Below are 21330 nucleotides of genomic sequence, written 5' to 3'. Positions count from 1 at the left end.
ATAGAAGTTAAAAGAGCGGGAATGCAGCAGTGATAAGGGTTGCGAGGGGATTCGCAGACTAAAAAGGATATAGGAAGAAGAGGAGATGGCACGCCCTACAGGATTCGAACCTGTGACCTACGGCTTAGAAGGCCGGTGCTCTATCCAGCTGAGCTAAGGGCGCATATGCGGTTGCGTCGAATTATACGTTGGCACGTTGTCGCGTCAACGTTTTTGCACCCGCTAAGTGCAGAGTGATGATCATATAACCAATCCCCCTCAATGACGATTGCGATATTCGCTCAGTGAGATCAGATTCGTCTCTTCTTTCGCCTCACCTTCCAGCTCGATTCCACAGGAATTGAAAGCAGTTGCAGCCATTTGCTGAGCGTCTGTGCCGCATCGCGATAACAATGCCGAATGCGATGATAACTGGCAGAAGCACACCCACATTAATTTTTACGTTTAGATACATCCAGCCTGTTTAAGCCAGATCAAAAGCCCTTAATCAGTATTAGTCGACGAATAATTTAGCGATTTTCTGGCGATTGGCACCCCCTCTGATTCGTTATCCTACGGACAGAAACCGATGCAGTATTCGATGCACCATACGGCCAAAAGAGACGACTTCTTTGCAAACACTATCCCCCCTCTCTCCGGACCAGAACTCAACGCCCAGGGCTTTTGACGCGACACATTTCCTTGGACTGGCACCGTTTTTACGCATGAGTATTGCGGGCGATGAATGTACTCAGATCGCACAGGAACTGATCAAGCGCGCTGAGCAAAATCCTGATGACGCGGTATTGTGGATGAATCTTTCCACCGTCATGCAGTGCCTGCAATGCACTGACCTGGGGCTGACGATTCAGAATCAGGCCCTGGCGATGCAACAGGTTTACACCCTCAGGGCTGCACAACAACCAGCCAGGCTGCGTTTACTGATGCTGATGGTTCCCGGTACGCTTTCCGCCAATGTGCCCCTCGATTGCCTGCTGGAAAACAGCGATATCGAGCTGATTTATTACTACATTACGCCAGAAGCCCCGTTTGAATCTCCGATCCCTGAACATGATCTCCTGATGATCGGCATCAGTGCCACCACCGAAAATCTGTTCCTGCTGCAACAGCTTGAAAGCATCACGAATCAGTGGCCGGTACCGGTGATCAATGCACCGCAACATATTCCGGGTTCTGAGCGCCATACCGCCAGCAGGGTGTTGCAGAACAAACCCGGTTTAACCATCGCGCAGGCACATCCGGTGACATTTTCGACACTGGCCGCAGTCGCTGCCGGACAAATGACACTGCGCGATGCCCTGCCCGACAGTGACTTCCCGGTGATCCTGCGCCCGGCAGGGTCACATGGCGGTCATGGTCTGGAGAAAATCACCAGCCAGGACGAACTGGCCGGATATTTGACACGCGTTAAGGTTGAAGACTATTTCCTGTCTCGTTTTATTGATTACAGCAATGAAGATGGTCAGTTCCGCAAGTACCGTATTTCGTTGATCGACGGTGTGCCTTATGCCTGCCATATGGCGATTTCATCACACTGGATGGTGCATTACGTCAACGCGTCCATGTACGAAGATCCGAAAAAACGTGAAGAAGAAGCGGCTTTTCTGGATCACTTCCAGGATTTTGCAAACCGTCACCAGCAGGCGCTGAAGGCTATTTACGACACCACGCAGCTCGATTATCTGGGAATTGATTGCAGTGAAACACCGGAAGGCACCCTGCTGGTGTTTGAAATTGACCCGGCAATGGTCGTCCATGCAATGGATCTGGAAGAGATGTTCCCGCATAAACAAATCCACATGAACAAAGTTAAAACAGCATGCCGCAATTTGCTGTTATCCCGTGCCTTTGCGCACACCGACACATCTGATGATGCGTTAAAAGGACAAAAATAAACATGATTTCACGTAACGCCCTGAATTTCTCCGGTGGCCCTGGGGCATTACCGGAAACGGTTCTCGCACAGGTTGAAGCTGCAATTAAAGAAGTGCCAGAAGTTGGCCTGTCCATCCTCGGTATCAGCCATCGTTCTGATTGGTTTGCTGCCGTTGTTGAAGAAACAGAAAACAACATTCGCACCCTGCTGGGGCTGTCGAAAGATTTCCACATTCTGTTCCTGCAAGGCGGTGCCACGCAGCAGTTCTCTATGGTACCGATGACACTGCTTCGCGGTCAGAAACACGCCGCTGAATATCTTGATACCGGTTACTGGAGCAGTAAAGTTGTCACTGAAGCTCGCCGCGAAGGCCCGGTTAAAGTGCTCTGGAGCGGTGAATCTTGCGGATTTAACCGCCTGCCTGCTGATGATGAACTCGATTTTTCACCGGACGCGCCTTATCTGCATTACGTCTCGAACGAAACGGTTGAAGGGCTGCAATTCCAGCGCATCCTGGGCCGCGATGATGTTCCGCGTGTGTGCGATATGTCTTCTGATTTCCTGTCAAAACCTTGCGATGCCAATAAATTCTCGGTGATTTACGCTCATGCCCAGAAAAACATCGGCCCGGCAGGCGTCACCATCGTGCTGGTACATGACACCGTGGTAAAAGCCTCTTCTGAGGAGTTGCCCTCTTTCCTGAACTACCGCCGTCAGGTGGAATCCCATTCCAATCTCAACACGCCGCCGGTGTTTGCCATTTACGTTGTACTGCTGGTTACCCGCTGGTTACTTAATGATGTTGGTGGTCTGGAAAATATGGCGCGAACCAACCGCCATAAAGCTGAGTTGCTGTACGCCATGCTGGATAACAGTGATGGTTTCTACAATGGCTGGAGCAGCGTCGAAGACCGCTCACAAATGAACGTGGCGTTTAAACTTCCTGATGAAATGCTGGTGAAAAAATTCCTGGCTGAAAGCCATGAAGCAGGCTTCTCAGGCCTGGCAGGCCATCGCGCCATCGGCGGTATCCGTGCCTCTATCTATAATGCACTGTCCCTGCCTGCGGCTGAAAAACTGACCAACTTCATGGATGATTTCATGCGTAAAAACCGCAAATAATCATCGGTGTCAGCAATAAAAATGCCCCCGGCTGGTAACAGACGGGGGCATTTTTTTGCGGTATGAGTGCGCTTGCGCCCGCCAGCCAATCGCCGCTCAGTGGCGATTGCGATATTCGCTCATTGAGATCAGATTCGTCTCTTCTTTCGCCTCGCCTTCCAGCTCGATTCCCTGGGCAAAACCGCCATTAAATCGTTCGCGCAGCGCGTTCATCTCCTGCCTGTCGGGTTCCAGTTCGCGCAGAAAACCCATCGCCAGCAACAGTTGTTGTTGCGTGATAACCGGAGAAAAATGCGCGCGCGTCAGAATCTGGTGCCAGCGCTGCATATTCGCCTCCCCGCTATCGACGATAAACACCTGCCAGATCAGCAGCACCGCCGCGGCATTTTGTAAATGGCTTTCATTGTCGCCGGTGATGTAGTCGGTAAACTCCTTCGCCGCCTCTTTGCCCATCAGCGACAACATCGATTCCACATGCACCGGGGGCAGTTGCAGTCGCTTGCTCAGCGCCTGCGCCGCATGGCGTGAACCGGCAGTCAGCAGGCGGAAACCCACTACAAATACCACCACTAAAGTCGCAAGAATTAGCCAGATCATATGCATTCCACTAAATTAATCGCCAGGCATGATACGGGTTAACGCTGACGATCTGAAGTGACAAAAGCAGACCTCAGGATCAATCTGTGCCTGACAGCGCGGCGCGCTTCTGACAGAATAGGCGCCTTTCCCCGATTCAACATAACACAGTGGATTTCCTCTCTGATGGCAGCAAAAATTATTGACGGTAAAACGATTGCGCAGCAGGTGCGCCTTGAGGTTGCGGAAAAAGTACAGCAGCGTCTGGCAGCCGGAAAACGCGCCCCGGGACTGGCAGTCGTTCTGGTGGGTGAAAACCCTGCTTCACAGATCTATGTCGCCAGCAAACGTCGCGCCTGTGAAGAAGTGGGCTTCATATCCCGTTCATACGATTTGCCTGCCACTACCAGCGAAGCCGAGCTGCTGGATTTAATCGATGCCCTGAACAACGATCACGAGATCGATGGCATTCTGGTGCAGTTGCCGCTGCCGGCAGGCATCGATAACGTCAAAGTGCTGGAACGCATCGTGCCGGATAAAGACGTCGATGGCTTCCATCCGTACAACGTCGGTCGCCTGTGTCAGCGCGCACCGAAACTGCGCCCCTGCACCCCGCGCGGTATCGTGACGTTGCTGGAGCGCTATAACATCGATACCTACGGCCTGAATGCCGTGGTGGTTGGCGCATCGAATATTGTTGGGCGTCCGATGAGCATGGAGCTGCTGCTGGCGGGTTGCACCACCACCGTCACCCATCGCTTCACTAAAGATCTGCGTCACCATATTGAACATGCTGACCTGTTAATCGTCGCGGTGGGTAAACCAAACTTTATCCCAGGTGACTGGATTAAACCTGGCGCGATTGTGATCGATGTGGGTATCAACCGTCTGGAAAGCGGTAAAGTTGTGGGTGATGTGGATTATGCTGCCGCTGCCGAACGCGCTTCTTATATCACGCCGGTGCCGGGCGGTGTTGGCCCGATGACGGTCGCCACCCTGATCCAAAACACGCTGCAGGCGTGCGAAGAATATCACGATGAGGAGAACGTATAATGGCAAGTTTTTCTCTGGGTAAACACCCGCATGTTGATCTGTGCGATCTGCTGAAACTCGAAGGCTGGGTAGAGAGTGGCGCTCAGGCTAAAGCGGTCATCGGCGAAGGTGAAGTGCTCGTTGATGGCGCAGTGGAAACCCGTAAACGCTGTAAGATTTTCGCCGGTCAGACGGTGGAATTTGCCGGTCAACGCATTACCGTTGTGGCATAAACAACAAGGGCGAACCGAAGTTCGCCCTTGTTCTTATTTACGACGCCATGTCGTGCCCTGCGGACCATCTTCCAGCACGATCCCCAACGCATTCAGCTTATCGCGCGCCACATCGGCCTGCGCCCAGTCCTTCGCTTTACGCGCATCGTTACGCATCTGAATCAGCGCTTCAATCTCCGCCACTTCATCATCGTTCGCCTGCGCACCGCTTTGCAGGAACTGCTCCGGATCCTGTTGCAGGATGCCCAGCACATCCGCCAGCTGACGCAGTTTCGCCGCCAGCGCATCGGCAGCCGCTTTTTCTTCTGTTTTCAGACGGTTCACTTCACGCGCCATATCAAACAGCACCGAGTAAGCTTCCGGCGTGTTGAAGTCATCATCCATTGCGGTACGGAAACGCGTTTCGAACTCTTCACCACCCGCCGCCACCGCAGCAGCATCGGTATGACGCAGCGCGGTGTAAAGGCGTTCCAGCGCCGCACGCGCCTGATTGAGGTTATCTTCGCCATAGTTAAGTTGGCTGCGATAGTGGCCCGACATCAGGAAATAACGCACGGTTTCCGCATCGTAATGTTGCAGCACATCGCGCACGGTAAAGAAGTTGCCGAGGGATTTTGACATCTTCTCGCGGTCAACCATCACCATACCGGAGTGCATCCAGTAATTAACGTACGGGCCGTCATGCGCACAGGTGGACTGTGCCACTTCATTTTCATGATGCGGGAACATCAGATCGGAACCGCCGCCGTGAATATCGAAATGGGTGCCGAGTTGTTTGCAGTTCATCGCCGAACATTCAATATGCCAGCCCGGGCGACCATTGCCCCACGGTGAACTCCATGCCGGTTCGTCCGCTTTGGACATCTTCCACAGCACAAAATCCATCGGATTGCGTTTCACTTCAGCCACTTCCACGCGCGCACCGGCCTGCAATTGCTCCAGATCCTGGCGTGACAGCGCACCGTAATCTTTGTCGCTGAGGACATCAAACATCACGTCGCCGTTGTCAGCCACATAGGCGTGACCACGCTCAATCAGCAGGCCAACCAGCTCGATAATCTCGTCGATATGACGCGTGGCGCGCGGCTCCAGATTTGGCGGCAGGATACCCAGCGCGGCGAAATCTTTATGCATTTCACCGATCATACGATTGGTCAGAGTTTCGATACTTTCGCCGTTTTCGTTGGCACGTTTGATAATTTTGTCGTCAATATCGGTGATGTTACGCACATACTTCAGCGTATAACCGACATAGCGCAGGTAGCGCGCCACCACATCAAACGCAACGAAGGTACGCCCGTGGCCGATATGACAGAGGTCGTACACCGTGATGCCGCACACGTACATGCCGATTTCGCCAGCATGGATGGGTTTGAATTCCTCTTTCTGTCGACTCAGGGTGTTATAAATCTTTAACATTGAAAGGTTCCGTATAAACGTGTGCGAAGAAGGCCTGTTCAGGCTAGCTGCGTATTGTGCCGTATTTTTTACGCCAGCGCGACGCCAGCATAGCAACAGCCGCCACCTTGCTGACGCGTCATCACAATTTGTGATATAAGGAGCGTCTACAAAAAGGCCCGCTGCTTTGCATGCGCGGCTATTGGCACCGACGACAACCTTTACAGGACGAGAATGATGGTCACTTTCCAGACGAACCATGGCGATATCGTAATTAAAACTTTCGATGATAAAGCGCCGGCAACCGTAAAGAACTTCCTGGATTACTGCCGTGATGGTTTCTACGACAACACCATTTTCCACCGTGTCATCAATGGCTTTATGATCCAGGGCGGCGGTTTTGAGCCTGGCATGAAACAGAAAGCCACCAAAGAAGAAATCCGTAACGAAGCCAACAACGGTCTGAAAAACACCCGTGGCACCCTGGCGATGGCTCGTACTCAGGCCCCGCACTCTGCCACTGCGCAGTTCTTCATCAACGTAGCCGACAACGACTTCCTGAACTTCCGTGACGAAAGCCTGCAGGGCTGGGGTTACTGCGTGTTTGCTGAAGTGGTTGAAGGTATGGACGTAGTCGAAAAAATCAAAGCGGTCGCTACCGGCCGCAGCGGCATGCACCAGGATGTGCCGAAAGATGACGTGATCATCCAGAAAGTGACCGTTAGCGAGTAATGTCGCGCACGCTGTTTATCGCAGATCTTCATCTGTGTCAGGACGAACCGGCAATTACTGCCGGTTTTCTGCATTTTTTGCAGCGTGAAGCGCATCAGTGCGATGCACTTTACATCCTCGGTGACCTGTTTGAAGCCTGGATCGGCGATGACGATCCTAATCCGCTGCATCAGCAAATCGCCGCTGCACTCAAGGCGTTGCCGGTGCCGAAGTATTTTATTCACGGCAATCGCGATTTCCTGCTCGGCCAGCGCTTTGCTGCTGCCTGCGGCATGACGTTGCTACCGGAAGAACAGGTGTTAACTTTGTATGGTCAGCGCCTGCTGATTATGCACGGCGACACCCTCTGCACCGATGATGAAGGTTACCAGCGTTTTCGCGCCAAAGTGCATCAGCGCTGGCTGCAAAAGTTGTTTCTCGCCTTACCGCTGCGTCTGCGGATGCGAATTGCCGCCAGAATGCGCGCCAACAGCAAACAGGCCAATCAGCATAAGTCGCTGAGCATCATGGATGTCAATCAACAGGCAGTTATCGAGGCCATGACACGCCAGCAGGTGCGGCTATTGATTCACGGCCATACCCATCGCCCGGCTATCCATGAGTTTGTTTTACAGGCGGAAAACGCGCAACGCGTGGTGCTCGGTGCCTGGCATCAGCAGGGATCGATGGTTCAGGTCGATGCCAGTGGCGTCAGCCTTATCGAATTTCCGTTCTGACAAACGGGCAATCTTGCCCGTTTTCCGGCCACGCAACCGTTTTCCTTGCTGCCATCTCATGCTATTCTCTGTGCCCTTCTTCACCTGCCCGCCCGGCCAGGTTCGTTTGTATATTCACAGGAGTTGACCGCATGTCATCCAACGCCGCCCCGGCTCGTATCGCCATCGTCATGGGTTCCAAAAGTGACTGGGCTACCATGCAGTTCGCCGAGGAAATTCTTAACAGCCTGGATGTCCCCTTCCACGTTGAAGTGGTCTCTGCTCACCGTACGCCGGACAAACTGTTCAGCTTTGCCGAAAACGCCGCCCAGAATGGTTTTCAGGTGATTATCGCCGGTGCTGGCGGTGCCGCACATCTGCCGGGCATGCTGGCAGCCAAAACCCTGGTGCCGGTGCTGGGTGTCCCGGTACAAAGCGCCGCGCTGAGTGGGGTCGATAGCCTTTACTCCATCGTGCAAATGCCGCGTGGTATCCCGGTAGGTACGCTGGCAATCGGTAAAGCCGGTGCCGCGAACGCCGCACTGCTGGCCGCACAGATTCTGGCGATTCACGACAGCACGCTGGCAACTCGCCTGGCAACCTGGCGTCAGACCCAGACTGATGAAGTGCTGAACAACCCGGACCCGCGGGGGGATGCATGAAGCCGGTTTGCGTACTGGGAAATGGTCAGTTAGGCCGCATGCTGCGTCAGGCCGGTGAACCGCTGGGGATCGCTGTCTACCCGGTAGGGTTGGATGCGGAACCCTCTGCCCTGCCGATTGCACAAAGCGTTATCACCGCCGAAATTGAACGCTGGCCGGAAACCGCGCTGACGCGTGAGCTGGCAAGCCATCCGGCGTTTGTGAATCGCGATATTTTCCCGCGTCTGGCCGATCGCCTGACGCAAAAACAGCTGCTCGATCAGCTCAACCTCGCCACCGCGCCGTGGCAGTTGCTGGCGGATAAAGGCGAGTGGCCGCAGGTGTTCAGTTCACTGGGCGAACTTGCCATTGTCAAACGCCGTACCGGTGGTTATGACGGGCGTGGTCAGTGGCGTCTGCGCGCCAATGAAACCGATAGCCTGCCGGATGAATGCTACGGTGAATGTATCGTTGAGCAGGGTATCAACTTCAGCGGTGAAGTTTCACTGGTGGGCGCGCGCGGTCAGGACGGCAGCACCGTTTTCTATCCGCTGACCCATAACCTGCATCAGGATGGCATTCTGCGTACCAGCGTGGCCTTTCCGCAGGCGGATGCCGCGCAGCAGCAGCAGGCCGAAGCCATGCTCAGCGCCATCATGCATGAGCTGAACTACGTGGGCGTGATGGCGATGGAATGTTTCGTCACACCACAAGGTCTGCTGATCAACGAATTGGCTCCACGCGTGCACAACAGCGGGCACTGGACACAGAATGGCGCGTCCATCAGCCAGTTCGAGCTGCATTTACGTGCCGTACTGGGCTTACCGCTGCCACAGCCGGTGGTATTTGCACCTTCCGTGATGGTCAACCTGATCGGTACTGATGTGAATCTGGCGTGGCTGCATCAGCCGCTGGTACATCTGCATTGGTACGAAAAAGAAGTGCGTCCGGGACGTAAAGTGGGCCACCTGAATCTCACTGACAGCGACCAGACCCGCCTGGCTGCGGCTCTGAACGCGCTGGTGCCCATGCTGCCGCCTGAGTACGCCAGTGGCATTGCCTGGGCGGTGGAGAAGCTGTAACGAAAACGACCCCGCAGTGAAATCTCGCACCGGATTGTAGCGGCGTGATTTATCACGCGGGGTTTACCGGCTCCGTGCGGTTATTGGCCGTAATAAAATCACGCCGCCTCAAACCTTCTGAACAATGCTTTCCCTTTCAGCAAGCGCACACCCAGCCAGCCGCCGCACAACGACAGCAAAACTGCTCCGCAGATCGGTAACGCCAGCCACAGGCTCCAGTCTGGTTCCCACGGAAAATCAAAGATTTTACGCTGTAATCCCCACAGGGCCGCTTCCGCACCCAGCGCCGCCGCCACACCCGACACCACACCAAGCAGCGCGAACTCGCACCATAACGTCCCACGCAGCAGCCGCTTGCTCGCCCCCAGCGTGCGATAAACCACCAGCTCCTGACGCCGCTGACGCATACCGACCTGAATCTGCGCCAGCAACAGCAACACGCCGCAAATCGTCACCAGCACTACCATAATTTCCAGCGCCTGGCTGACCTGCGCCAGCACCTGACCGATCTGGCGCAGTATGCTGCCAATATCCAGCAGGCTTAGGGTGGGGAAGCTGCGATTCAGTTGCGCCAGTAAGGTCGGATTGCTGTCCATACGGAAGCTGGTCAGCCACGTCTGCGGCTGATCATCCAGCGCCCCCGGCGGGAAAATGAAGAAGAAGTTTGGTCGCATGCTTTCCCAGTCAACTTTACGCAGGCTGGTAATTTTGGCGCTGAACTGCTGGGTATCGCCGCTGAAGGTTAAGGTATCGCCCAGTTTCACTCCCAGCCGATCTGCCAGCTCAGTTTCTACTGAAACCTCCCCGGCACGCGGCGGCCATGTGCCCGCCACCAGCGGGTTGTGGTCCGGTCGATCCGCCTGCCACGTCAGATTCAGCTCGCGATTCAGCGCGTTATCCATATTCGGATCGGCATCCTTCCCGTTCAGCTGCGTCAGACGCGCGCGAATAATCGGATAGAAGGTTTCTGCTTTGATGTGATGCGAATTGAGGAAATCACGTACCTGCGGCACCTGTTCCTGCGTCATATTCAGCAGAAAATAGTTGGGGCTATCCGGTGGCAATTGTTGTTGCCAACGATCCAGCAGGTCACCGCGCATCACCAGCAATAGCGCCAGCAACATAAAGGAGAGCGAAAAAGCCGCCAACTGGCTGAGGGTCATGGCAGGCTGGCGCAGCAGACGATTGATCGCCAGCCGCATCGCCAGATTGCGCACCACCAGACGCCGCAACAGCAGCAGCGCCCCCCAGCCAAGCACCGCCAGCAAGATTGCCAGCATCACCACGCCCACCAGCAGCGCCCACAACATTTTGCTGCCGCCCATCAGCAGCGCCAGCAAACCAATCACCACCAGCGCCATCACCGGCAGATAGACGCGCAGCGGCCAGACATTCGCCACCGCATCCCGTCGCAATACGCGCAGCGGCAAGGTTGCCATTAATAAACGATAAGGTCGCAGCCCCACCAGCAGCGAAATCACAAACATCGCCCCCAGCGCCCACAGCCAGGGCCAGAAACTGGCGGCCGGAAGCGCGCCAGGCAGGACCGGTTTCAGCATCACCAGCAGGATGACCTCAATCCCCTGCCCCAATACGCTCCCCGCCAGCGCTGCCAGCAACAACACTGCCAGCCACTGGCCGATGATTAAGCGTTGCAGCACCCGCCGCGTCGCACCAAGGGTTTTCAGCACCGCCACCAAATCATAGCGGCTGCGACAATAGTGGCTCATCGCCACCGCGACGGCGGCGATCGCCAGCAGCAGCGTCAGTAACGCCGAAAGCAGCAAAAATTGCTGCGCCCGCTGCATCGATCGTCCTAATGCATCTTCTGAGTTTTCGACGCTGATCCAGCGCTGATCGGCTTTCAGTTGCGGCTGAATCCAGCTGTCATAACGCGCCAGCGGGGCCGGATCGCCCGAGAATTTGTAACGCCAGCTGAGACGGCTGCCTGGCTGAATGGCACCGGTTTTCTCCACATCGGCCAGGTTCATCAGCAGGCGCGGGGCGGTCTGGAACGGATTGAAACCGGCATCCGGCTCCTGAATCACCTCCCCGGCAATACGCAGCGTGGTGTCACCCACATCAATCTGGTCGCCGGTTTTCAGGTTGAGCAGCGCCAGCAAGCGCGGGGCCACCAGCACCGTTCCGGCAACCGGGCGCAGGCCAGGGGGATCCGTTTGCAGGGTGCCAAACATCGGATACGCATCATCGACCGCCTTCACATCCGCCAGCTGCGGTGTTTGCTGCGCAAAGGTCATGGTCATAAAACTCAGCTGTCGACTGACTGACAAGCCCTCCTCACGCGCTTTTGCCAGCCAGGCGTCCGGTGCCGGAGAACTGCTGCGCAACGTGCGATCGCCTGCCATAAAATCACGGCTTTGCTGGCTTAACCCTTTTTCCATGCGGTCGCTGATCGATCCCAGCGCCAGCACACAGGCCACCGCCAGCGTCAGCGCCAGCCAGACGATCAACAGCGAGGGCGAACGCCACTCGCGCCAGAACCAGCGCCAGATCATGACTCCTCCCACAATTTGCCGTCACGCAGCCGCAGGCGACGATCGCAGCGCGCCGCCAGTTGCTCATCGTGTGTCACCAGGATCAGGGTAGTGGCCAGATCCCGGTTGAGAGAGAACAACAGATCGGCAATGCGGTCACCGGTCTGACGATCGAGATTGCCGGTCGGCTCATCAGCAAACAGTAAACCGGGCCGCCCGTTAAAGGCACGCGCCAGCGCCACTCGCTGTTGTTCACCGCCGGAAAGTTGTGCGGGAAGATGATGCAAACGCCCTTTCAGCCCAAGCTGGGTCAGCAAATCCACCGCCTGAGCGCGGCTTTCCCGATCGCTCACGCCGCGCAACAGCGCAGGTAGCTGCACGTTTTCCAGCGCATTTAACGTTGGTACCAGCATAAAGGATTGAAAAACAAAGCCGACCTCACGGGCACGCAGCGCAGCCCGCTGCTCCTCATCCATGGAATGCAGGGGTTCACCGAGCAGATGGACTTCGCCGCTACTGCCATCATCCAGCCCGGCGAGGATGCCCAGCAGGGTCGATTTGCCCGAGCCAGACTCCCCAATCAGCGCGATGGTCTCGGCTGGTTTGACAACCAGCTCAACTCCGGTAAGGATGGTCAGCTGATGCTCTCCCTGACCGACGGACTTAGTAAGATGATGAACTTCAACAATGTTTTCCGCTGGCATTATCCCTTCCTGTTGTTATTGCTTCTGCTGGTGTCACGTCTTGCCGCGGCTGATACCCTGCTGGTGCTGGGCGATAGCCTCAGCGCCGGTTACCGGATGTCCGCCGCCGTCGCCTGGCCGAGCCTGCTGGATAAACAATGGCAGCAGCAGCCCAGAATTATCAACGCCAGTATCAGCGGCGATACCGCCGGACAAGGACTGGCGCGTTTACCGGCGTTATTAAAACAGCACCAACCACACTGGGTGTTAATCGAATTGGGCGGTAACGATGGTCTGCGCGGCTTCCCACCACAAAATATCGCCCAGGATCTGAGCAAAATCATCAACGACGTTAAAGCGGCAAATGCCCAGCCGCTGCTGATGCAGATTCGTTTACCGGCAAATTACGGACGTCGTTATACGGAGGCGTTTAGCGCGATTTATCCGCAGCTGGCACAGCAGTACGACATTCCTCTGGTGCCCTTCTTTATGGAGCAGGTCTACCTGAAACCGGAGTGGATGCAGCAGGATGGCATACATCCGAATCCGGATGCGCAGCCCTTTATCGCTGGGGTGATGGCAAAAGAACTGGCCCCGCTAGTAAAGCATGATTAACGCAGGCGCGTGATTTTTAACAGGTAAAGATATGCAAAAATCGATTCTTATTACCGGCTGTTCCAGTGGGATTGGCCTGGTGGCGGCAAATGATCTGCTGTCTCGCGGGTATCGCGTGATTGCTGCCTGCCGTCGGGCGGAAGACGTTGAACGTATGCATGCGCTGGGATTTATCGGGATTGCACTGGATCTTGACGATCCGGCCAGCGTCGATGCCGCCGCTGACCAGGTGATTGCGCTGACGGAAAATCGCCTGCACGGTTTATTCAACAACGGTGGCTTTGGCATTTACGGGCCACTCGAAAGCCTGTCGCGTCAGCAACTGGAACAGCAATTCTCCACCAACTTTTTTGGCACGCATCAGCTGACGATGCGTCTGTTGCCTGCGCTGAAAGCCAGCGGCAATGGCCGTATCATCAACACCAGCTCCGTCCTCGGGTTGATCTCCACTCCCGGACGCGGCGCTTATGCCGCCAGTAAATATGCGCTGGAAGCCTGGAGTGATGCGCTGCGGATGGAGTTGCGTCAGTCCGGCGTCCGTGTCAGCCTGATTGAGCCAGGGCCGATTCGTACCCGCTTCACCGATAACGTTCATCAGGGCGAGAGCGATAAACCGGTGCGTAATCCCGGTATTGCCGCGCGCTTCACCCTGCCGCCCGAAGCGATTTTACCGAAGCTCCGCCATGCGCTGGAAAGTCAGCATCCGCGCCTGCGCTACCCGGTGACGCTGGTGGCCTGGAGTATGAGTCTGTTAAAACGCATCTTGCCAGGCTGGATGCTGGATCGCATTTTGCGCAGCAAATAGCCTGCAACCCTGATTTGAACTTGAAGCCGGGCAGCTTGCCCCCATATCCTCAACACACTTTCAGCAAAGAGACGCATTCATGTCACACGCTTTAATTATCGACATCAACGAATCCAACCTGCATCAGACGCTGGAACAATCCACGCAGCTGCCGGTGCTATTTTATTTCTGGTCCGACCGAAGCCAGCACTGTCAGCAACTGACGCCAGTGCTGGAGCATCTGGCTCAGGAGTATGCCGGGCAGTTTATTCTGGCGAAACTGGATTGCGATAAAGAGCAGATGGTGGCTTCACAGTTTGGTCTGCGCTCTCTGCCCACGGTTTATCTGTTCCAGAATGGTCAGCCCGTTGATGGTTTCCAGGGACCTCAGCCCGAAGAAGCCATTCGCGCCCTGCTGCAAAAAGTTCTGCCGCGTGAAGAAGAGTTGAAAGCGCAGCAGGCGATGGCCCTGCTGGATGAAGGCAAACCGCTGGAAGCGCTGCCGCTGCTGAAAGACGCCTGGCAGTTAAGCCATCAGGCCAGTGAAATCGGTTTTCTGCTGGCAGAAGTGTTGATCACCCTGAACCGCAGCGATGAAGCAGAAGCGGTGCTGAACGTGGTGCCGTTGCAGGATCAGGACACCCGCTATCAGAGCCTGGTGGCACAAATCGAATTGCTGAAACAGGCCGCCGACACTCCGGAAATCCAGCATTTGCAGGAACAGCTGGCAAACGACCCGGCGAACGCCGAGCTGGCTGCTAAACTGTCGTTACAGCTACATCAGGTGGGTCGAAATGAAGAAGCGCTTGAGCTGCTGTTCGGCTTCCTGAAAAGCGATCTCAACGCCGCTGACGGCCAGGCACGTAAGATGTTGCAGGAAATTCTTGCCGCGCTGGGAACGGGGGATGCACTGGCAGCCCGCTATCGCCGCCAGCTTTATTCGCTGCTGTACTAGCGTTAAAAGGGAGCCGAAGAGACTCAGCTCCCTCATCTGACAACCAGGAGGTTATATGTTGACTGTGATGCCGGTAATCATCGTACTCGCGCTGGTTACTGTATGGGCCGGTGTGAAAATTGTGCCACAGGGGTATCAGTGGACGGTGGAACGCTTTGGGCGTTATACCCGCACCCTGCAACCCGGTCTGAGTTTAGTTGTTCCCTTCATGGACCGCATTGGCCGCAAGGTCAATATGATGGAGCGGGTCCTTGATATCCCCTCTCAGGAAATCATTTCCAAAGACAACGCCAACGTCACTATCGATGCCGTGTGCTTTATTCAGGCGGTCGATCCGGCACGCGCAGCGTATGAAGTCAGCAACCTTGAGCTGGCGATCATCAATCTCACCATGACTAACATCCGTACCGTTCTCGGCGGCATGGAGCTGGATGAGATGCTGTCGCAGCGCGATAACATCAATACCCGTCTGCTGCACATTGTCGATGAAGCGACCAACCCCTGGGGCGTGAAAATCACCCGCATCGAAATTCGTGATGTGCGTCCGCCGCAGGAACTGATTGCTGCCATGAACGCGCAGATGAAAGCCGAACGAACCAAACGTGCTGATATTCTGACCGCCGAAGGGGTGCGTCAGGCCGCCATTTTACGCGCCGAGGGTGAAAAGCAATCTCAGATTCTGAAAGCTGAAGGTGAACGGACATCAGCCTTCCTGCACGCCGAAGCGCGCGAACGCCAGGCACAGGCGGAAGCCAATGCGACACGCATGGTTTCTGAAGCGATCGCTGCCGGGGATATCCAGGCGGTGAACTACTTTGTGGCACAAAAATATACCGATGCGCTGCAAAAAATCGGTGAAGCCAACAACAGCAAGGTCGTGATGATGCCGTTGGATGCCAGCAGCCTGCTCGGCTCGGTGGCCGGGATTAGCGAGCTGCTGAAAGACAGTGGTCGGGAGCGCAAACCGTGATCCTGATGGAGCTGATTGCGCATCCGCACTGGTTCTGGCTGACACTTGGCGGCCTGCTGCTGGCCGCTGAGATGCTCGGCACCAGTGGCTATCTGCTATGGAGCGGACTGGCGGCGGTGCTGGTCGGCATCATTGAGTGGTTTTTTCCCTTCTCGTGGACCAGCCAGGGCGTGCTGTTTGCGGTATTGACGCTGCTGTGTGCATTTTTCTGGTATCGCTGGTTGCGCTACCGCGAATCCTCGCAGCAGCCTAACGTGCTCAATCAGCGCGGTACGCAACTGATCGGGCAGCATTTCACGCTGGAAAGCGCCCTGAAAGATGGTACCGGCCATATACGCATTGGCGACAGCAGCTGGCGCGTGCAGGCAGAAAACGATCTGCCCGCCGGAACCCAGGTGGTGGTCACGGGTGTGGTTGGCATCACGCTGCGGATTCAGCCGCGTTTCCCGGCACCCTGATGGCAGCAACCCGCCAGGTGATTGATGATGGGGCACTCTGCGCCATCATCCCCCGGACAAGCCTCGGCCAGCGCCAGCAAACGAGCGCGCATCGCATGTAATTCCTCGATATGGGCCGCAATCTCATCCGCTTTTTGCAACGTTCGCGCCTTCACATCAGCACTATGCCGCGCAGGATCATTGAACAGCGTCACCAGTTCGCGGCACTCTTCAAGGGTGAAACCCACCTGCCGCGCCTGGCGTAGCAGGTTGAGTTCATCAATATGGTGTGGATTGTAACTGCGATAACCATTTTCGCTACGCAGCGGCGGCGTCACAACGCCCTTCTCTTCGTAGAAACGAATCGCTTTGCTGGTCAGCCCGGTTTTTTTGGCGACATCGCTAATGTTCATTTGCTCCCCTTGACCTTCCCCTGAATGGAAGGATTTTATACCTCACAGCCACCTGCGTGAATGCCGCAACGATCACCAGTCACCGGGGCTTTCATCGTATATTTTACGTACAGCAAACTTAAAGATGTAGTAACCCGGCAGCAAACCAATGAGACTAATAACCGCGAGATAGTATCTATATTCGCTGTAAGAGAAAAAAATGAACCACCCCATTAGAATCAGTGCCAACCCACACACACCAATCCCAATGCCCTGAACAATACGAGAGATAGCAGCCAGTAATATTCTTTTCATAGATCAACTTTTTCAAAAAAGTAGCAGCATGTCTGATGAAACTTGTCGCGGTCTGTTGACCATAACGCCGCTGCATCCTCAAAAGGTCGGGTTTTATCGGCAACCATAAAGTAGAGCAAATCCAAATCACCCATACGCCTGAGTAGATTGTATGCAACAGGATTACGGCCCTGCAGGTCTCTGGCAACGTAGACTGAGCGGGACATCGCTGCGCCGATTGAAAGAATACTGCCGATGGTCAAACCCGATGCAAGACGTGGGATCAATTTTGATGAAAGGATGTAACCCATATTTGCAGAGGCTAACTGGTTAAATGTCATCCTCCCCAGAAAACTCCCCCCACCCTTTGCAGATAATTCTTTAACCTTTTGAAAATCAACGTGCCTCATAAAATCATCCAGGAAAAGGCGAATCACCTTTTCAAGGTTCGGCCTTGAAGCCATTCCGTGTTTAACCATTCTGATTATGCGTTCCTTGTCATACGAATTGACCGTTCTGCTATCCGTATCAATGTAATCACGCCCGAGATAATAAAAATCCACAGGAAGATTTACAAAACCATGTAAGAAACCGCGGAAGAAATTGCTGTCCATGTGCATAGCCTCAGCCATTTCATCTGCCAATTTTTTAGCACTAATCATAGGTATCGTCCTTGTTAACATTATCCTCCCTTCCCATCAGTGTGAAAGGGTGTTGACCTTCCCCTGAATGGAAGGTTTAGGCTTTATAACTAATGCAAAGTCTGCATGCAGTCAAACCTGAACGCATAAGGAGTTAAACATGTCACATACACAGTTACTGGCGCTGGATGGCTTATCCTGCGGCCACTGCGTCAAACGGGTCAAAGAGGCGCTGGAACAGCGCAGCGATGTTGAACAGGCTGAAGTGACTCAGCAGGAAGCGCGTGTCACCGGTGCCGCCAGCGCCAGCGATCTGATCGCCACCGTAGAACAGGCGGGATATCACGCAGCGTTGAAAGACAGCCCAAAGTCTGAACCGTTGGCAGCATCAGAGCCGCAGCCGGAGGCACTGGCAACGGAGTCCTATTCGCCCCCGGCAGATGAAACCCAGCCCGTCCATCACTTACTGATTGGTGGTATGAGCTGTGCCAGTTGTGTCAGCCGTGTTGAGCAGGCACTACAAAAGGTGCCTGGCGTCAGTCAGGCACGCGTTAACCTTGGCGAGCGCAGCGCGCTGGTGCTCGGTGATGCGCAGCCCGCAGACCTGATAGGTGCGGTCGATCAGGCCGGTTATTCCGCAGAAATTATCGAAGATGAACAAACCCGCCGTGAACGCCAGCAGGTCAGCGCCCGTCAGGCAATGCGCCGTTTTGGCTGGCAATCGGCACTGGCGTTGTTGCTCGGCGTACCGATGATGATCTGGGGCATGCTGGGCGACAATATGATGCTCAGCGCCAGCAACATCACGTTATGGCGCACGCTGGGGGTCATAACGCTATTGGTGATGGTGATCGCAGGCGGCCACTTCTACCGCAGCGCCTGGCGCAGCCTGCGTCACGGCACCGCAACCATGGATACCTTGGTTGCCCTCGGCACCGGCGCAGCCTGGCTCTATTCCATGAGCGTGGCGCTGTGGCCCGAATTTTTCCCGATGCAGGCGCGTCATCTCTATTTTGAAGCCAGCGTGATGATCATTGGTCTGATCAATCTGGGCCATGCGCTGGAGCAGCGAGCACGGCAACGGGCTTCCCAGGCACTGGAACGTTTGCTGGATTTAACCCCGGCCCAGGCCCGCGTTATCAGCGATCAGGGTGAAACCCTGCTGCCGCTGAGTGAAGTTCAGCCCGGCATGCTGATTAAACTGGTCACCGGTGACCGCGTGCCGGTCGATGGCGAAGTAGCCAGTGGCGAAGCCTGGTGCGATGAAGCCATGCTGACGGGCGAAGCCGTACCGCAAAGCAAACAGCCCGGAGACAAAGTTTACGCCGGTACGCTGGTACAGGATGGCACGCTGCGATTTACCGCGCGAGCTACCGGCAGCCACACCACCCTGGCGCGCATCATCAATCTGGTGCGCCAGGCACAGAGCAGCAAACCCGACATCGGACGCCTTGCAGACCGTATCTCCGCGGTATTTGTGCCCGTGGTGGTGGTGATTGCCCTGCTTAGTGGATTGATTTGGTACATGGCAGGCCCGCAACCGCAGCTGGCTTACACACTGGTAATTGTCACCACCGTATTGATTATCGCCTGCCCTTGCGCCCTCGGGCTGGCAACGCCGATGTCGGTGATTGCCGGGGTGGGACGCGCCGCAGAGCTGGGCGTGCTGGTGCGCGATGCTGATGCGCTACAGCGCGCCAGCGAAGTAGACACGCTGGTGTTTGATAAAACCGGCACCCTGACGCAGGGCTCGCCTCAGGTCAGCGATGTGCTGTTGTATGCCGACTGGGATCGTCAACAGGTGCTGCATGCGGCGGCACAGCTGGAGCAAGGCTCCAGCCATCCACTGGCAAAAGCGATCATTGCGGCTACACCAGAGCTGCCTGCCGCTGACATTGAGCAATTTCGTACAATACGTGGCAAGGGCGTCAGCGCTAAAGTCGCAGGCAGAACGTTGTTGCTGGGCAATCTTGCGTTAATGGAAGCGCAGCAGGTGGATTGTGCGGTCGCTGGTGGCGATATCGAGCGGCTGGCAGCGCAGGGTGCCACCCCGGTACTGCTGGCGGATGAGCACCGACTGCTGGGGTTGATCGCCTTGCGTGACAGCCTGCGTCCGGAGAGCCGTGACGCGCTGCAACGCCTGCATCAACAGGGATATCAGTTGATCATGCTGACCGGCGATCATGAAAAAACCGCGCGGGCCATCGCTGACGAAGCTGGCATTGACCAGGTTATTGCGGGCGTACTGCCTGAAGGCAAAGCGCAGGCCATTGCGCAGTTACAACAGCAGGGGCGCAAAGTGGTGATGGTGGGCGATGGGATTAACGACGCTCCGGCACTGGCGCAGGCAGACGTGGGGATTGCCATGGGTGGCGGCAGCGATGTCGCTGTTGAAACCGCCACCATGGCGCTGATGCGCAACGACCTGCATTGTGTCGCTGATGCGCTGGCCATTTCCCGCGCCACACTGCGTAATATGCGACAAAACCTGCTGGGTGCATTTGTTTACAACAGCTTAGGTATACCGATTGCTGCGGGTGTACTTTATCCGTTTACCGGGATGCTACTTAGCCCGATTGTGGCCGGTGCAGCAATGGCACTCTCCTCCATTACCGTGGTGAGTAACGCGAATCGTCTGCTGCGCTTTAAGCCGCCGGTGCGCTAATAGCAAGCCCTGCGCTGTTTTTTGCGCGTCGAAATCGCTAGCATGGATTTTTGACTTAAAAAGGACAGGGAATGAGACGCAGCCTGTGGCAATGCGTAACACAGCTGATAGCGCGACTGTTTCCGGCCAGCTACCCCTGGCCCGCGATGGATATTCAGCTGGGCGATCGCCGGTTACATCTGGTCGGCAGCATTCATATGGGCACACGCGATATGCAGCCGCTGCCGGCTCGTCTGCTCCGCCTGTTAGCCAAGGCCGATGCACTGATCGTCGAAGCCGATATCACCCAAGGTGGATCACCGTTCACCGACGGTGACGAGCTGCCGTCGCTGGCGGAGCGTCTGGATAGCGCCACCCTCAGCAGGCTCAGCAGCTTGTGTGATGAGCTGACGTTGTCGATAGCGATGTTTGATCATCTGCCCATGTGGCAGATTGCCCTGATGTTGCAGGCGCAACAGGCGCAGCGCCTCGGCCTGCGACCACAATATGGTATCGATTATCAGTTGTTGCAGGCGGCCAAAAACGTCAATAAGCCAGTGATTGAGCTGGAAGGCCCTGACACGCAAATCGCCCTGTTGAAATCGTTGCCAGACGATGGCCTGCCGCTGCTGCTGGATACGCTGGAGCACTGGCACACCAACGCCCGTTTGCTGCAAACCATGATCAGCTGGTGGCTTGATGCCCCACCGAAACGGCAACCGGTGGCGTTACCCACCACTTTTAGCAATGAACTGAATGACACTTTGATGCGTAATCGCAACCAGCACTGGCGGGAATTGCTGCTGGCACTGCCGCCGGGGCGTTATGTGGTGGCGGTCGGTGCGCTCCATCTTTACGGGGATGATAATTTACCGGGCCTGTTAAAGACGCGCTAAAAAAAGAAGGCCAATATTATTATTGGCCCGTCAAAGAAGAATTTGTTTATGATTTTGGTTATCACACAGCCATTACTGGCTGGCGCGGGCCAATTCTCGCGCAAAGTTCAGAATTTCGCCAGCATTATTCGCCACAA

General features: G+C 55.6%; 21 protein-coding genes and 1 tRNA gene. 15 read left to right on the top strand and 7 right to left on the bottom strand.

All coding sequences use genetic code 11. The annotated features are described in order from the left end of the window. Positions 1–86 precede the first annotated feature (86 nt). A tRNA-Arg gene (locus HA50_RS05120) sits at positions 87–163 on the bottom strand. Between the two features lie 448 nt (positions 164–611). On the opposite strand from HA50_RS05120, the gene HA50_RS05115 reads away from it, so the two are divergent. Together HA50_RS05115 and HA50_RS05110 are read left to right on the top strand one after the other, a co-directional pair. After that, positions 612–1895 (top strand): ATP-grasp domain-containing protein, encoded by a 1284-nt coding sequence (locus HA50_RS05115; RefSeq protein WP_084873289.1) that lies wholly within the window; start codon positions 612–614, stop codon positions 1893–1895. Positions 1896–1897: 2 nt separating this feature from the next. Next, positions 1898–2998: a phosphoserine transaminase gene (locus HA50_RS05110; protein ID WP_084873287.1), complete on the top strand. Its 1101-nt coding sequence runs from the start codon at positions 1898–1900 to the stop codon at positions 2996–2998. A gap of 96 nt (positions 2999–3094) precedes the next feature. Here HA50_RS05110 and HA50_RS05105 read toward each other — a convergent pair whose 3' ends face one another. After that, positions 3095–3595, bottom strand: a complete 501-nt coding sequence (locus HA50_RS05105; protein ID WP_084873285.1) for a DUF1198 family protein — start codon at positions 3593–3595, stop codon at positions 3095–3097. A gap of 165 nt (positions 3596–3760) precedes the next feature. Between HA50_RS05105 and folD the strand changes: the two genes are divergently transcribed. Beyond that, entirely contained in the window at positions 3761–4627 is an 867-nt protein-coding gene (folD, locus tag HA50_RS05100) for a bifunctional methylenetetrahydrofolate dehydrogenase/methenyltetrahydrofolate cyclohydrolase FolD (protein ID WP_084873283.1), read from the top strand. Next, complete coding sequence (gene ybcJ / locus HA50_RS05095; RefSeq protein ID WP_084873280.1) at positions 4627–4839, top strand: ribosome-associated protein YbcJ; 213 nt, start codon at positions 4627–4629, stop codon at positions 4837–4839. The genes folD and ybcJ overlap by 1 nt, the downstream gene beginning before the upstream one ends. A 33-nt stretch (positions 4840–4872) precedes the next feature. On the opposite strand, the gene cysS is transcribed toward ybcJ, so the two are convergent. After that, positions 4873–6258: a cysteine--tRNA ligase gene (gene cysS / locus HA50_RS05090; RefSeq protein ID WP_084873278.1), complete on the bottom strand. Its 1386-nt coding sequence runs from the start codon at positions 6256–6258 to the stop codon at positions 4873–4875. 216 nt (positions 6259–6474) lie between these two features. Here cysS and ppiB point away from each other — a divergent pair, with 216 nt between their 5' ends. The 4 genes from ppiB to purK all read left to right on the top strand — a co-directional run bounded on the left by ppiB (position 6475) and on the right by purK (position 9387). Then, complete coding sequence (gene ppiB / locus HA50_RS05085) at positions 6475–6969, top strand: peptidylprolyl isomerase B (protein WP_084873276.1); 495 nt, start codon at positions 6475–6477, stop codon at positions 6967–6969. Next, positions 6969–7685 (top strand): UDP-2,3-diacylglucosamine diphosphatase, encoded by a 717-nt coding sequence (locus tag HA50_RS05080; RefSeq protein WP_084873274.1) that lies wholly within the window; start codon positions 6969–6971, stop codon positions 7683–7685. The genes ppiB and HA50_RS05080 overlap by 1 nt, the downstream gene beginning before the upstream one ends. Before the next feature lie 131 nt (positions 7686–7816). Then, the gene (purE, locus tag HA50_RS05075; protein WP_084873272.1) at positions 7817–8326 is read left to right on the top strand and encodes a 5-(carboxyamino)imidazole ribonucleotide mutase; all 510 of its coding nucleotides are present in this window, start codon (positions 7817–7819) and stop codon (positions 8324–8326) included. After that, complete coding sequence (gene purK, locus HA50_RS05070) at positions 8323–9387, top strand: 5-(carboxyamino)imidazole ribonucleotide synthase (RefSeq protein ID WP_084873270.1); 1065 nt, start codon at positions 8323–8325, stop codon at positions 9385–9387. Before purE ends, purK begins: the two co-directional genes overlap by 4 nt. Positions 9388–9485: 98 nt before the next feature. Here the strand turns inward: purK and ybbP are convergent, their stop codons facing one another. Next, positions 9486–11903 carry a putative ABC transporter permease subunit YbbP gene (gene ybbP / locus HA50_RS05065; RefSeq protein ID WP_084873267.1) on the bottom strand — a complete coding sequence of 806 codons (2418 nt, stop codon included), beginning with the start codon at positions 11901–11903 and terminating at the stop codon, positions 9486–9488. Continuing rightward, complete coding sequence (gene ybbA, locus HA50_RS05060) at positions 11900–12586, bottom strand: putative ABC transporter ATP-binding protein YbbA (protein WP_084878346.1); 687 nt, start codon at positions 12584–12586, stop codon at positions 11900–11902. Before ybbA ends, ybbP begins: the two co-directional genes overlap by 4 nt. Between ybbA and tesA the strand changes: the two genes are divergently transcribed. The 5 genes from tesA to HA50_RS05035 all read left to right on the top strand — a co-directional run bounded on the left by tesA (position 12554) and on the right by HA50_RS05035 (position 16347). Further along, positions 12554–13180, top strand: coding sequence for a multifunctional acyl-CoA thioesterase I/protease I/lysophospholipase L1 (gene tesA, locus HA50_RS05055; RefSeq protein WP_139810897.1), 627 nt, complete (start codon positions 12554–12556; stop codon positions 13178–13180). The genes ybbA and tesA overlap by 33 nt on opposite strands. A gap of 31 nt (positions 13181–13211) precedes the next feature. Beyond that, complete coding sequence (locus HA50_RS05050) at positions 13212–13985, top strand: SDR family oxidoreductase (protein ID WP_084873265.1); 774 nt, start codon at positions 13212–13214, stop codon at positions 13983–13985. Between the two features lie 79 nt (positions 13986–14064). Further along, complete coding sequence (locus HA50_RS05045; RefSeq protein WP_084873263.1) at positions 14065–14919, top strand: thioredoxin family protein; 855 nt, start codon at positions 14065–14067, stop codon at positions 14917–14919. A 55-nt stretch (positions 14920–14974) separates the two neighbouring features. Then, on the top strand, positions 14975–15889 hold the full coding sequence (locus HA50_RS05040; protein ID WP_084873260.1) for an SPFH domain-containing protein: 915 nt from the start codon (positions 14975–14977) through the stop codon (positions 15887–15889). Then, positions 15889–16347 carry an NfeD family protein gene (locus HA50_RS05035; RefSeq protein ID WP_084878342.1) on the top strand — a complete coding sequence of 153 codons (459 nt, stop codon included), beginning with the start codon at positions 15889–15891 and terminating at the stop codon, positions 16345–16347. Before HA50_RS05040 ends, HA50_RS05035 begins: the two co-directional genes overlap by 1 nt. On the opposite strand, the gene cueR is transcribed toward HA50_RS05035, so the two are convergent. Both cueR and HA50_RS05020 read right to left on the bottom strand, forming a co-directional pair. After that, positions 16323–16739 carry a Cu(I)-responsive transcriptional regulator gene (gene cueR, locus HA50_RS05030; protein ID WP_084873257.1) on the bottom strand — a complete coding sequence of 139 codons (417 nt, stop codon included), beginning with the start codon at positions 16737–16739 and terminating at the stop codon, positions 16323–16325. The genes HA50_RS05035 and cueR overlap by 25 nt on opposite strands. A 290-nt stretch (positions 16740–17029) precedes the next feature. After that, positions 17030–17674 carry a hypothetical protein gene (locus tag HA50_RS05020; protein ID WP_244193560.1) on the bottom strand — a complete coding sequence of 215 codons (645 nt, stop codon included), beginning with the start codon at positions 17672–17674 and terminating at the stop codon, positions 17030–17032. Positions 17675–17813: 139 nt separating this feature from the next. On the opposite strand from HA50_RS05020, the gene copA reads away from it, so the two are divergent. Beyond that, positions 17814–20318 carry a copper-exporting P-type ATPase CopA gene (gene copA, locus HA50_RS05015; RefSeq protein WP_084873253.1) on the top strand — a complete coding sequence of 835 codons (2505 nt, stop codon included), beginning with the start codon at positions 17814–17816 and terminating at the stop codon, positions 20316–20318. A 71-nt stretch (positions 20319–20389) separates the two neighbouring features. Continuing rightward, entirely contained in the window at positions 20390–21193 is an 804-nt protein-coding gene (locus HA50_RS05010; protein ID WP_084873250.1) for a TraB/GumN family protein, read from the top strand. Positions 21194–21330 lie beyond the last annotated feature (137 nt).

Origin of the sequence: Pantoea cypripedii (assembly GCF_002095535.1) — a bacterium.
Classification (GTDB): domain Bacteria; phylum Pseudomonadota; class Gammaproteobacteria; order Enterobacterales; family Enterobacteriaceae; genus Pantoea; species Pantoea cypripedii.
This window is presented reverse-complemented; position numbering and strand designations above follow the sequence as displayed.